The organism is Nonomuraea bangladeshensis (assembly GCF_039529455.1).
GTDB classification, from domain to species: Bacteria; Actinomycetota; Actinomycetes; order Streptosporangiales; family Streptosporangiaceae; genus Nonomuraea; species Nonomuraea bangladeshensis.
In genome coordinates this window covers 508,046-520,536 of the sequence record NZ_BAAAMV010000007.1, presented here as the reverse complement: position 1 = coordinate 520,536, position 12,491 = coordinate 508,046, and the positions used below count along the sequence as shown (strand labels likewise).

Annotated in this window: 10 protein-coding genes; 6 read left to right on the top strand and 4 right to left on the bottom strand. The window is 71.0% G+C overall.

Annotation, left to right across the window (positions count from 1 at the left end):
• The first annotated feature begins 16 nt into the window (after positions 1–16).
• The 4 genes from ABD292_RS25330 to ABD292_RS25315 are packed head-to-tail and all read left to right on the top strand — an operon-like array spanning position 17 to position 2,787.
• Positions 17–364, top strand: a complete 348-nt coding sequence (locus ABD292_RS25330; RefSeq protein ID WP_344211341.1) for an effector-associated constant component EACC1 — start codon at positions 17–19, stop codon at positions 362–364.
• The gene (locus tag ABD292_RS25325; RefSeq protein WP_344211339.1) at positions 361–1,380 is read left to right on the top strand and encodes a caspase family protein; all 1,020 of its coding nucleotides are present in this window, start codon (positions 361–363) and stop codon (positions 1,378–1,380) included. Before ABD292_RS25330 ends, ABD292_RS25325 begins: the two co-directional genes overlap by 4 nt.
• Before the next feature lie 28 nt (positions 1,381–1,408).
• Positions 1,409–2,287, top strand: a complete 879-nt coding sequence (locus tag ABD292_RS25320) for a phosphorothioated DNA-binding restriction endonuclease (protein WP_344211337.1) — start codon at positions 1,409–1,411, stop codon at positions 2,285–2,287.
• A gap of 50 nt (positions 2,288–2,337) precedes the next feature.
• Positions 2,338–2,787, top strand: a complete 450-nt coding sequence (locus ABD292_RS25315; protein ID WP_344211335.1) for a group II truncated hemoglobin — start codon at positions 2,338–2,340, stop codon at positions 2,785–2,787.
• Here the strand turns inward: ABD292_RS25315 and prfH are convergent.
• Both prfH and ABD292_RS25305 read right to left on the bottom strand, forming a co-directional pair.
• Entirely contained in the window at positions 2,784–3,401 is a 618-nt protein-coding gene (prfH, locus tag ABD292_RS25310; RefSeq protein WP_344211333.1) for a peptide chain release factor H, read from the bottom strand. The genes ABD292_RS25315 and prfH overlap by 4 nt on opposite strands.
• Positions 3,398–4,519, bottom strand: coding sequence for an RNA ligase RtcB family protein (locus tag ABD292_RS25305; protein ID WP_344211331.1), 1,122 nt, complete (start codon positions 4,517–4,519; stop codon positions 3,398–3,400). The genes prfH and ABD292_RS25305 overlap by 4 nt, the downstream gene beginning before the upstream one ends.
• Before the next feature lie 234 nt (positions 4,520–4,753).
• Between ABD292_RS25305 and ABD292_RS25300 the strand changes: the two genes are divergently transcribed.
• Positions 4,754–7,834, top strand: a complete 3,081-nt coding sequence (locus tag ABD292_RS25300) for a DEAD/DEAH box helicase (RefSeq protein ID WP_344211329.1) — start codon at positions 4,754–4,756, stop codon at positions 7,832–7,834.
• A 78-nt stretch (positions 7,835–7,912) separates the two neighbouring features.
• Here the strand turns inward: ABD292_RS25300 and ABD292_RS25295 are convergent, their stop codons facing one another.
• Both ABD292_RS25295 and ABD292_RS25290 read right to left on the bottom strand, forming a co-directional pair.
• Complete coding sequence (locus ABD292_RS25295) at positions 7,913–9,436, bottom strand: hypothetical protein (RefSeq protein WP_344211327.1); 1,524 nt, start codon at positions 9,434–9,436, stop codon at positions 7,913–7,915.
• Between the two features lie 2 nt (positions 9,437–9,438).
• Positions 9,439–11,652 carry a tetratricopeptide repeat protein gene (locus tag ABD292_RS25290; RefSeq protein WP_344211325.1) on the bottom strand — a complete coding sequence of 738 codons (2,214 nt, stop codon included), beginning with the start codon at positions 11,650–11,652 and terminating at the stop codon, positions 9,439–9,441.
• 244 nt (positions 11,653–11,896) lie between these two features.
• Here ABD292_RS25290 and ABD292_RS25285 point away from each other — a divergent pair, with 244 nt between their 5' ends.
• A complete protein-coding gene (locus tag ABD292_RS25285; RefSeq protein ID WP_344211323.1) occupies positions 11,897–12,460 on the top strand; it encodes a hypothetical protein in 564 nt (187 codons plus the stop codon).
• Positions 12,461–12,491: the final 31 nt, after the last annotated feature.

The window sequence follows — 12,491 nt, the reverse complement described above, 5'->3', positions numbered from 1 at the left end:
GTAGAGGAGGGTCAGGATGTCCATCCGCGTGCGCTTCGACGGCGATCATTCTGAGCAGGAGTTACAGTCCCTTCGCCAATGGCTGCTGGACGACCCGGAGGTGCGCAGGCACGCGCGCGTCAGACTGGGCGGGCCTCCCGTCCAGGACGGGGAGATGGGCGCCGCGCTGGACGTGATCGAGCTGATCGTCGACAGCGGTTTCGAGGCGCTCAACTTCGCGCTCGCCTATGTCGCCTGGCGCGCCACGCGACCGGCGAAACCGTCCGTCACCATCGAGCACGACGGGACGAAGATCGTCCTGGCGGACGGCGATCCCGAGACGGTCGAGAAGATCGTCCGAGCGCTCGAAGCCAAGCGGTCATGAGCAGGGTCCCGGATCCCGCCCTCTCCAGGGTCGTGCTGATCGGGACGGCGCATTACGACTTCCTCCCCGCCCTCGCGTCGGTGGAGGACAACCTCCTGTCCCTCGCCGACGTCCTGACCGCCGAGGAGGTCTGGGGGCTCCCCGCCGATCACGTGACCATCGTGGCCGATCCGGTGACCGGCGCGGACCTGCTGGATCCCGTGGTGCGGGCGGCCGACGAGGCCACCGACACCCTGGTCTTCTACTACGCGGGCCACGGGCTGACCGATCCCCGGCGCGGAGAGCTGCACCTGGCACTGAAGGGATCCGACGCGCAGCGCCCGTACACAGCCGTCTCCTATGCCCACGTCAGGGACGCTCTGCTGGACAGCCGCGCGACCCGCAGGATCGTCATCCTCGACTGCTGCCACAGCGGGCGGGCACTGGGCACGATGTCCGACCCCGTCACGGCCGCCATCGACGAGGCCGGCACCGAGGGCACCTACGTGCTCGCCGCGACGGCCGAGAACCAGAAGGCCCTCGCGCCCGTGGGCGAGCCGCACACCGCCTTCACCGCCGAACTGCTGCGGATCTTCCAGGACGGCATCCAGGGGCGAGGTCCCCTGCTGGACCTGGACACCATCTACACCCACGTACGCGCCGCCATGCGCGCCAAGGGACGTCCGCTGCCACAGAAGCGTGACCGCAACACCGCAGGCCGGCTGACCCTGGTCCGCAACCGCGCCCACGCGAAGCCGGCCCGCGACGTCCGAGATCTGGAGCGGGAATCGCGGGCACGTCTTGATGAGCACCGCCACCGGCCTGCGACCGCCATGAAGTCCCGGCTGGTGGAGGTGCACGACTTCGACCCCCGCTACCACGCGGGAGGGCCACTGGCGGTCCAGGGCAAGTGCTCGTGGCACGGACGCACATGTGACGAAGAAGTGGTCGCCAGCGTGCGGGTCCGTGATCGAGGCAAGGACACCTGGCATGCGGTGTGCGAACGAGCACTCCGGACGCTCCGCACCACGCTGTGATGGGGGAATCGCTCTACACTGGCCCACCGTGGACTGGATCGAGCGGATCGCCGGGATCAAGCGCTGGACCAGGGGCGGCGAGCGAGCCTCGCACAAGCCGCTCCTCCTGCTCTACGCCCTCGGCCGCTTCCAGCGTGACGGCAACCGGCCCATCCCGTTCAGCGCCGCCGAGGCCGAGCTCAAACAACTGCTCAAGGAGTACGGCCCGCCCCGCGACACCAGCCCCGGCTACCCGTTCCACCACCTGACGACCGACGGCCTCTGGCTGGTCGACACCCGTCACGGTCCCGGCAGCCCGGGCCCCGAGCTGCGCCGCCTGCGCGACAGCGAGGCCGCCGGCCGCCTCCACCCCGACCTGGCCCGCGCCCTGACGGAGGAGCCCGGCCTGCTGGGGCGGATCGCCCGCCACCTCCTGGACGCCAACTTCGCCCCGTCCCTGCACCAGGACCTGTGCCTGCTGACCGGCCTGGACCTCGAAACCGCCACCGCTCCGGCCGCGAGACCCGCCGTACGCCGCGACCCCGCCTTCCGTGACCGGGTGCTCATGGCGTACGAGTACCGCTGCGCCTTCTGCTCCTACGAGGGCTGGCTGGACGGCATGGTGGTCGGCCTGGACGCGGCGCACGTACGCTGGTGGGCCTTCGACGGCCCCGACGACGTCGCGAACGGCCTGTGCCTGTGCGCGATCCACCACAAACTGTTCGACAAGGGCGTCCTCGGCCTGACCGCGGAGCACACAATCACCGTCTCGGCCAGGTACGCCGGCCGCTCGCAGTCCTCCCGCGACCTGGTCCTCTCCCTGGCGGGCCGCCCCGCCCGCGAGCCCCAGGCCGGCCTCGACACGCTCGAACAGGACCACATCACCTGGCACAGCCGCCAGGTCTTCCGCCCACCGGCCCGCGCCTGACTCTCGACGCGGGGCCGTGAATTGTCGGTGGGTCCTGGCATCCTCGGGTCATGGAGACCGTGTACGCCGCCGCGGGCGGCGACGAGGGCCTGCTCCGTCTCGCCGAAGCGTGGCATGTCCGGGTGATGGCGGACGAGGTGGTCGGCCATGCCTTCAGCCATGGCTTCCACCCCCGGCACAGCGAGCGGCTGGCCGCCTACTGGGCCGAGGCGCTCGGCGGCCCGGCCGTCTACTCCGGCCAGTACGGCGACGAGACGTCCGTCGTGCGCCTCCACAGCGGCAACGGCGAGCACGAGGAGATGGACCGCCGCGCGATCGCCTGCTTCGACCGGGCTCTCGACGACGTGGGGCTGGCCGAGGGCGAGCCGCTCCGTCAGGTGCTCCACGACTACTTCGCCTGGGCCACCACCACGACCATGGCCCGCTATCCGGAGTCCGCCGCCGACGTGCCGGAGGGTTTACGCATCCCCCGCTGGTCCTGGGACGGCCCGCAACGTTAAGCGCCCTCGGGGCGTTCGACGCGTACGGGGTCGCCGCGGACGAGCTCGTCGTGGACGCGCCGGCGGGCGGCGGTGACGGCGCGCTCTGCCGCCTCGTCACCCTGCTCGATCCGCTCCCGCAGCAGCCGCAGGGCGATGCGCCGGTTGAGGCCGAACTGCCGCTCGGTGTCGACCACGACGACGATCCCGGTGGGCCGGTGGGTCGCCCGCACCGCCGTGCTGGCCTTGTTCCGATGCTGGCCACCGGGACCGCCGGTACGACAGGCGACGATGTCGACGTCCGCCTCACTGAACGCCGTACGCGGGGCGTCGACCTGGCACGGCTGGGCGGTGACGTACCAGTTCTTGCGCCCGGCGCCGGGCCGGTACGGGCTGGGGGCCTGCCAGCACAACGTCCCGGTCCACGAGGCGGCGAACTCCTCGACGCCCGCCCCGGAGATCCGGACGAGAACCGACCGATAGGTGCCGGCCCGCTCCCCGGGAACGGTGTCGGCCCGGTGGGTCTCCAGGCCGTGCCGCTTGGCGTCCACCTCCAGCCGACGCAGCAGCCGGGCCAGCGCCCACGCGCACTCCTGCGGGCCACGCCCGGCCGACAGCAGCAGATGCACGCTCACGAACGCCCCCGCCGCCCCTTGCCGACCTCGGCCGTCTTGTACGTCACCAGCGGGACCGTGGTGGCCACCGGCGTGGCCAGACCGTGGGCGACGAGATCGGCGATCACCTGCTCGATCCGCTTGTACGCCGTCGGCGCCTCCTCGAACAACAACTGCCGGTCCCCGCACACCACCACCGACCCCACCGGCGTACGCCGCAGCTCCTCGACCGTGTGCTTGGCCCGCCCCCGGCGCAGGGCGTCCGCCCGCGACATCTTGCGGCCCGCGCCATGGGCCACGGAATGCCCGGCGTCCGCCCCGGCGTGCCCGGCGACGAGGTAGGACGGGGTGCCGCGCGTACCGGCGATGAGCACGTCACGCCCGTCACCCGGCGCCGCCCCCTTGCGGTGCAGATAGAGCCCGTCGCGGACCTCGACCAGGTTGTGGCACTGGTCGACGATCGGCTCGGTGGGCTCGGCCCCCAGGGCGTGGGCCACGCGCGCGGCCAGCAGCCGCCGGTTGAGCGCCCCCCACCGTACGGCGTCGTCATGCAGCGCCAGGTAGGAGCCGGGATCAGGCGCGGGCCCCGCGCCGTGCACCTCGGTGTGCGCCCGCAGAATCCGCTCGCCCAGCCCCCGGGAGCCGCTGTGGACGACGAGCACCAGATCACCGGCGTCGAGCCCGAGCCGGTTCGCGTGCTCCGGCTCGAAAACCGTCCCGATCCGCGCCAGCTCTGCGAAGTGGTTGCCCCGGCCGACCGTCCCGAGCCCTTCCACGTGACCGGCCGGAATGTCACCCTTCGCCACATCCCAGGCGGGATCGTCGGCATCCGGCTCCCGATCGAGATCGGGGAACCGCGCGGCCAGCTTCTCGGGCACGACGCGCCTGAGCTTGATGGGGAACACCGCGATCCCGCAACCGATGTCGGACCCCACCAGGAACGGATAGAGGACGGCCGACAGCATGGCCGCCCCGATGGGCGCGCCCTTGCCGGGGTGCAGGTCGGGCATGCCGGCGACGTGCCTCATCCCGTCGAGCGCGGCCACCTGATGGCACTGCGCGACGGCATCGGACTCGATCCAGCTCGTGGGGGAGGCGAACACGGCGACCGTGGCCTTGGGGGAGGGGTGCTGAGACAAAGACGCTCTTCTCGCTTCGCTGAACAAGGGGATGGGCATGCGGCATCACGGCGCCGAGTACGCGCCGCGGCATCTCGAAAAAAGGGGGGTGTTGTCCGTCAGAGCCTCATGAACACCACATTTCCCCGAGCCCGCCACCCGAGGCAAACCATTTTCCCGCCGCCCCAAGACCCCTTGCCGCCCTCGCCGGGCATCGGCTAGACATGTGATCTTCTATGTCTCCGAGGGCCTGACATGACCGACGCTCCGATCCCGGGTCTCTACGACTCCCTGCTCAGCGGCACGCTCGAAGCCAAGATCGACACCTGGCGGCGAACCAGTCATCTGGTCGAGGTGTCCAAGATCGACGCCGAGGAGGTCCCCCATCTGCTCGCCCGCTTCGTCGGCGAGACGGCGGCGAGGGCCTTCGCCGAGCTGAAGGGGCGCCCCGACCAGCAGGTGGCCCTGGCCAACCGGCTGCTGGCGCAGCTCGCCGAGCCGGAGACGGTCGCGGAGGGGCCGAACCAGCTCCTGTCGATCGTCAAGGACGTTCCCGGACAAGCCGCTCCGCGTCGCCCTCTGACCTCGCTGGCGGAGGCCGCCCTGCTGACCAACGCCCGCGAGGACCCGAACCTGGCGCACGAACTGGCGGCCGAGCTGGAGAGCGCCGACCGGGTGGACCTGCTGTGCGCGTTCGTGAAGTGGTCGGGACTGCGCATCCTGGAGAAGCCGCTGGCCGAGCTGCGGCGCCGGAACGTGCCGCTGCGGGTGATCACGACGACGTACATGGGCGCGACGGAACGGCGAGCGCTCGACCGTCTCGTCAATGACTTCGGCGCCGAGGTGAAGATCAGTTACGAGCGCAACTCCACCCGGCTGCACGCCAAGGCCTGGCTGCTGCGCCGCCGTACCGGCTTCGACACCGCCTACGTCGGCAGCTCCAACCTGTCCCGCGCGGCCCTGCTGGACGGGCTGGAGTGGAACGTTCGACTGTCGTCGGTGACCACCGCGCGGCTGCTGGACAAGTTCGAGGCGACGTTCGACTCCTACTGGAACCGCTCCCAGTTCGAGCCGTACGACCCCGCGACCGACGCCGACCGCCTGGACGAGGCGCTGGCCCGCTCACAGGTGGGCAAGCAGCTGTTCGACATCCCCGAGCTGGTGCCGCATCCCTTCGACCACCAGCGCGAGATGCTGGCCGACCTCGACCGCGAGCGCACCGTCCACGACCGGCACCGCAACCTGCTGGTCGCCGCGACCGGCACCGGCAAGACCGTCGTGGCCGCCTTCGACTACCGCAACCTGCAGCAGCGGCTGGGCCGGCGGCCGTCGTTGCTGTTCGTGGCGCATCGGCGGGAGATCCTGGCCCAGGCGATGCGCACGTACCGGCAGGTGCTCGCGGCCCCGGACTTCGGCGAGCTGCACGTGGGGGAGGAGAAGTCGCGGCACTGGCGACACGTGTTCGCGAGCGTGCAGTCGCTCACCCGGCGGATCACGGAGTTCGACCCCGAGCACTTCGACGTCGTGGTGATCGACGAGTTCCACCACGCCGCGGCGCCGACGTACCGGCAGATCATCGATCACCTCAGTCCCAAGGAACTGCTCGGCCTGACCGCGACGCCGGAGCGGTCGGACGGCACTTGGGTGCAGGACGCGTTCTTCGACCGGCGGATCGCCTCCGAGCTGCGGTTGTGGGACGCGCTGGACGCCGATCTGCTGTGCCCGTTCCACTATTTCGGCATCAACGACGGCACCGACCTGTCCGGGGTGAAATGGACGCGCGGCTCCTACGACGCCGCCGCTCTCGACAACGTCTTCACCGGCGACGACGCCCGCGCCCGGCTGGTGTTCAACGCGGTACGCGACAAGGTCGGCAACCTGGAGACCATGCGCGGGCTGGGCTTCTGCGTCTCGGTACGGCACGCGCACTACATGGCCGACTTCTTCACCCGCCACGGGCTGCCCTCGCAGGCGGTGGACGGCTCGACGGAGGACGGCACCCGCAAGGCCGCGCTCCGGGCGCTAGCGGACGGGAAGATCAGGTTCCTGTTCGCGGTGGACCTGTTCAACGAGGGCCTGGACGTGCCCGACGTCGACACCCTGCTCATGCTGCGGCCCACCGAGAGCGCCACGATCTTCCTGCAGCAGCTCGGGCGCGGGCTCCGCCGTACGCCGGACAAGGACGTGCTGACCGTGCTCGACTTCGTCGGGCAGCACCGCAAGGAGTACCGGTTCGCCAACCGGTTCCAGGCGCTGACCGGGTTCTCCAGGGGCCGGCTGGACACGCAGGTCAAGGACGACTTCCCGCTGCTGCCGTCGGGCAGCCAGATCGTGCTGGACCGGGTGACCAAGGAGCGGCTGCTGGCCGATCTCAAGGTCCAGCTCGGGGTGACGGTCAACACGCTGTCGCAGGAGATCCGCTCCGTCGGGGAGCTGTCGCTGATCAGCTATCTGGAGGAGAGCGGACGCGACATCAGCGACCTTTACCGCAACGATCGCAGCTGGACCTCGCTGCTGCGCCGTACCGGCCTGCTGCCCGGGCCTGGCTCCCCGCTGGAAGAGCAGCTGGGACGCCGCGTCCGCGCGTTGCTCCACGTGGACGACCGGACCCGCGGCGACGCCTACGCCCGTCTGCTGCAGCCTGACGGCCCGCGCTACGCGTCGCTGTCGCCGTCCGACCAGACCTTCGCCCGGATGCTGTTCTTCTCGTTCTGGCGTGACGGGGGCGGATTCGCCTCCTACGACGAGGCGCTGGACCGCCTGCGCGGCGAGCCGGCGCTGTGCGACGAGCTCAGGCAGGTGCTCGCCTACGGCGTCGACCGGCCGCGGTACGTGGCCAAGCCGGTGGAGCTCGACGGCGTGCCGCTGGCGGTCAACGCCTCCTACTCCTCCGAGGAGGTGCTCACCGCGATCGGCTGGGCCTCGCTGAACGGCCAGGTGCCCTCGAACGCGCGCGAAGGCGTCGCCTGGAGCCCGGCGACCCGGTGCGACGCCCTGCTGGTCACCCTGCGCAAGAACGAGAAGGAGTTCTCACCGCAGACGATGTACCACGACTACGCCCTGACCTCGCGCCTGTTCCACTGGGAATCCCAGAACCGGACCAGCGCCGCCTCGGCCACGGGCCGCCGCTACCAGAACCACGCGGCCGAGGGCAGCCACGTGCTGCTGTTCACCCGCGAGCGCAAGAAGAACGACCTCGGCCACCCCGAGGCGTACGTCTTCCACGGCAAGGCCCACTACGTGGAGCACCGCGGCGAGCGGCCGATGGGCATCACGTGGCGACTCGACGAGGAAATGCCCGCAGACCTGTTCCGCCGCGCCGCCATCGCCGGCTGAGCCCCTCCTGGACCTCGGTGGGCGACGCCCTGGCCTCGGGTCCGAACCTGGTGATTTCTCTGGGCCCGTTCGACGCCTCTACGAGCGGTTGATCGTGCGTGCTGCTGCGGCGGCGATCGTGGTGGCGAGCACCCAGCCCGCGACCGTGAGCGCCAGGGCGACCGCTTTTGCCATGCCGACAGGGTCCCAGGCGGTGTCGTGGCCCAGGCTCACCAGCGGGATGAGCAGGTCGAGTGTGTACAGGAAGGGATCCCACGCGGGATGTTCGTCGGATTTGATCGGGCAGAGTCCTTTGGTCCCGGCCGGGGCGGCGTGGCACTGGGCGGTGGAGAAGTACAGCGTGCCGAGTGTGAGCAGGACGGTGACGCCGACGGCCGCACGCCACGGCTGGTAGCCGTACCCGAGGACGAGATCCTGGACCCGGCCCCACACCCGCTGGACGAGGCCTTGTCCAGCTGCGGCTCGTCGGAGCTTCTCGCGCATCACCTGGCCGGCTTCCCGGTTCAGGCCGCAGGCGCGGTAGGCGGAGGCGAGCTGCTCGTACGGTTGCGGCGTGTAGTTGTCGCTGCCGCGTCGCAGCCAGGCCAGCCGTCGGCGGGCCGAATGCGGGGGCAGCGGTTGCAGCCGTTCGTAGACGGCGCCGTCGAGCTCCGTTCTCGGCGCGTCCTGCGACAGGTCCTGCAACGTCCCGAATGTGGCGTTGCGCAGCGACACCACGCCCACGCTGTGCGGTGCGGGGGTGAGGACGGCCTTGCCCACCTGGGCATCGGACAGGTCGATCATCACCTCGTCCGGAGATCCGGCCCGGACCAGCGCTCCTGCCAGGTCGAGTTCGCCGGTGACGGTGCTGCCTTGCAGGCTGATCCGGCCGTTCACCTGGGAGGAGGCGGCGCACAGGTAGCCGACGGTGGCCCGTTGCAGCCAGACGCCCTCACCGGCTTGCGCGGCGAACAGATCGATCCCGTTCACCTGGGCACCCGCGAAGTTGAGCGAACCTCCGACGACGAGCCCGGCGCCCGGCCGTTCTTCGTGCCGGTGCCAGTTGCGGCCGTTGAAGTCACCTCCGACGATCACCAGGTTGGCGTTGAGCAGACCGCCGACCCGGGTCCGATCCAGGTCGATGTCCAGGTCGATGCGGCTGCCCTGGATGCGCACGTCACCTTCGACATGGGCGTCGCGCATCATGAACGTCCGCGCGCGCAGCACTTCGGCCGACAGCTCCGGTAGTCGGCATCCGTTCAGGTACACGCTCTCCGCCGACGCCAGCGTGAGGTCGAGCTCGCTGTCCAAGAAGCATCCGACCAGGTCCAGGCCGCAGTCGATGACCGCGCCGCGCAGGTCGAGCCTGCCGGTGACACGGGCGCCGGTGAGCCGCAGCGAACGCACTCGTCCCGAGGCCGACGCGGGCCCGTTCAGCAGCAGGGCCGCGATGACCTGCGCCCGTATCCGCCTTGCGGCGGTCCAGGCAGGACCGGTCGCGGGATCGTCCTCGTCCGGGACGCCGGTGCGGAGATCCAGCTCCTGTCCCTCCTGGAAGGCCCGCCATAACCGCCGCTCGGCCGGGTTCCAGTCCCGGGGAGGGCGTGCGCTGAATCCCGGCACGATCACTCGTCCTCCCGTCTGTGTCGCCGTCGGAAGGGAATCCGGTCCGTCAGCGCGGAAGCACCGGGGCCGGCCTGCCGCTCCCAATACGCCAGCGCTTCGGAGGCGACGAGGGTGTCGGGGTGGTCGGGCCCCTGGACCCGCTGTCGGACCGGCAGCAGCGTGGCGAACCGGTCGCGCGCCGACGCCGCGTCTCCTGCCTCGCCCGTCCAGCGGGCCAACTCGTGTCGTGCGTTCAACGTGACGGGATGGTCGGGTCCCTGCACCCGCTCACGGATCCGGAGCAGGGCGGCGAACCGGTCGCGGGCCGCCGGCGGGTCTCCCAGCCTGCCGAGCAGGACAGCGAGCACGTGCCTGCTTCCGAGCGTCTGCGGGTGCTCGGGTCCGAGGACGCGCTCGCTGATGGGCAGCAGCGCCAGGAGCTGGTCGCGCGCCGCTTCCAGGTCGTCTGCCTGGCCGGTCCAGTACGCGAGGTCGTGCCGGGTGCCGAGGGTGTCGGGGTGTTCGGCTCCCAGTACGCGTTCGCGGATCGGCAGGAGCGCCGCAGCTCCGTCACGGGCAGCCGCGGGATCGCCTGCCTTTCCCGTCCACAGGGCGAGGGCATGCCAGGTGGCGAGCACGCGGGGATGATCCGGGCCGAGGATGTGTTCCTGGAGGGGCAGGAGCGCGGCGAACTCGTCGCGCGCCGCTCCGGCATCGCCTGCTTCGCCCCGATAGTGGGCGAGGTCGTGCCGGGCGGCGAGGGTGTCGGGATGTTCGGGGCCGAGGGCGGCGTGCAGGGCGGTGTGCCGGTCGCGTTGCCAGGCGTGTGCGGTACGCGGGTCGCCGCTGGCGGCCAGGTACCGGATCGCCTGGAGCATTCCGGCCGAGCCGGGGGCCAGAACGGTGCGGGCATGGGGCAGGAATCGGGCGTACAGCGGCCAGGAGCGTATGTCCTCCGGGTCGGCCGGCAGGGCGGCTTCGAGAAGCCGGGCGGCTCGTTCTCGCAGCGTGTGGCGGTGCTCGTCAGTGAGTTCGGCCCGGATGACGGCGTGGACCAGGCGATGCATGCCGACCAGGGGTTGCTCGGGCGCGTCGCCGGGGCGGCCCCGTTCCGGCCGGGTGAGAGTGAGCATGCTGTACGAGGCGAGCAGGGCGACGGACTCGGCCACGTCCACCGAGGTGCCGAGCGCGTTCATGGGCAGTGCGGCAGGGGCGTAGCAGGCCAGCAGGCGCAGCAGTTCGACGGTCAGTAGGTCGCGGTCCGCCAGGGCGTGCCGCGTGACCTGCCACACGCGGGCGATCACATGTCGATCGGTCTCGCTCTGCCCCGGAGGCGAGGCGGCGTGCATCCGGCCGGGCGCCGCGGCCAGCAGACGCCGGTAGCGGGCCACCGTCATGCCGGGAGTCTCGGCGATGTAGCCGCCGGCCTGCACCAGCGCCAACGGCAGGAATCCCAGCTCGTCGGCCAGGCGCTCCAGACTCGTCGGCTCTGCGACCGGTGAGCCGATCAGGTCGGCGAGCAGCGCCACGGCCTCCTGCGGGGACAGTTCGGGCAGCAGAATCCGGCCGCTGATCGCGTCCCATCCGGTCGACCGCCGGGAAGTGATCAGCACCTGTCCCCGTTCCAGCCGCCCCAGATAGGGGTCCAGTTCGTGCGGGTCCTCGACGTTGTCGAATACCAGCAGCCATCCTCGGCGCCCGGCGAGCCAGGCCAACGCGTACGCGAGCGCGTCCTGCTCCGCCAGCGGCGCGACCGAGGCCGGCCCGTCCTGGCCGCGGTAGGTCACGGCTGCGGCCAAGGCACGTCCCAGCTGGGCCAGCGCGGTTCTGATCTGGGTGGCGTTCTCCGCGGGGATCCACCAGATCAGCTCGTAGTCGTCACGGTGCGCGTGGGCGTACTGCAGAGCGAGCTCACTCTTGCCGATGCCGCCGAGGCCGCAGATCGCCAGACTGATCACTCCCGCCTCGCTTCGCAGGGCAGCCGTGAGCTGCCGCAGGGCGTGGTCGCGGCCGAGGAAGTGCCGGGCGGGCGGCCGGGGCAGTTCCACCACCCGCAGGGGCGGCTCCGGCGCGCGGACGGTCGGGCGAACCTGAACGACCAGGCCGATGAGCCCGACGACCATGCTGATCACGCTGGCACGCTGATCCAGCAACGCCAGCACATCATGAGGCAGCCCCACGACATCGGCGAGAAACCCGGCCACCCCCAGCCCCAGCAGGCCCACGGCGACCACCAGCAGGATCCCTCGAGTCCGGCCCGCCGACCGGCGAACGCGCCATAACCGCACGCTCCAAGCGTGCCCGGCCGGAGTCGCTCCGGCACCTGCCTGGCCGTGCCTTCTGGTCAGGAGCGGGTCAGAGCCCGGACGGCCGCAGCCGTCACGGTGGACAGTGGCGGCCGCCGGTGCTGTCTGCAGATCAAGAACATCTGCAGGAGTCCTCCTGGACCGAGTTCGGCGGCTCGGCCACCATCGGAACATGACCGGAAGCGGATCAGCACGGGCGGGCGGCGGGGGAGCAGGCTCGGGCCTGAACTGGACGGCGGTGAGCGCTCTGGCAGGTTCGATCGCGGCCGTGGTCGCGCTCTTCGCCTACCTGATGCCGCCCACTCCTGCCCCGCCCAGCACAGTGGTCTCCAGTCCGTCCCCGCCCCCATCCTCACCGGATCGGGGCACGACCCAGCCCTCACCACCGCCTGAGCCCAGCACGTCCCCACCGCCGACCCGCACGCGCCCTACACCGCTGCCGGAGGTCCGGTCCGCCGGCTGCGACGAGGCGGCGGCGGCCCTGACCGCCTACCGCAGGGACGCCGGAACCAGCAGCAGCGGCCAGGCGGCCGCGGCTCAGCAGACGTACCGCGACCTGATGGGCGCGGCCCTCGACGCGGAGGGAGCGGTAGGGGCGAAGATCAGACGACTGGCCTCAGAGTTCCAGGAGCTGGGCTTCCGCCTGACCGGCATGACCGGCGGCGACCCCAACCAGGTGATCGCGGATATCAATACGGACGTCACGGAGTTCAACAGGTTGTGCGCATTCGGCTGACGCACGACAGGGGTATCACGCCGGCGTGTTC

Bases quoted from the DNA above. Each gene is read 5' to 3' on its own strand.
- ABD292_RS25285 (WP_344211323.1), top strand. From the start codon at position 11,897: ATGACCGGAAGCGGATCAGCACGGGCGGGCGGCGGGGGAGCAGGCTCG.
- ABD292_RS25315 (WP_344211335.1), top strand. From the start codon at position 2,338: ATGGAGACCGTGTACGCCGCCGCGGGCGGCGACGAGGGCCTGCTCCGT.
- ABD292_RS25300 (WP_344211329.1), top strand. From the start codon at position 4,754: ATGACCGACGCTCCGATCCCGGGTCTCTACGACTCCCTGCTCAGCGGC.
- ABD292_RS25330 (WP_344211341.1), top strand. From the start codon at position 17: ATGTCCATCCGCGTGCGCTTCGACGGCGATCATTCTGAGCAGGAGTTA.
- ABD292_RS25325 (WP_344211339.1), top strand. From the start codon at position 361: ATGAGCAGGGTCCCGGATCCCGCCCTCTCCAGGGTCGTGCTGATCGGG.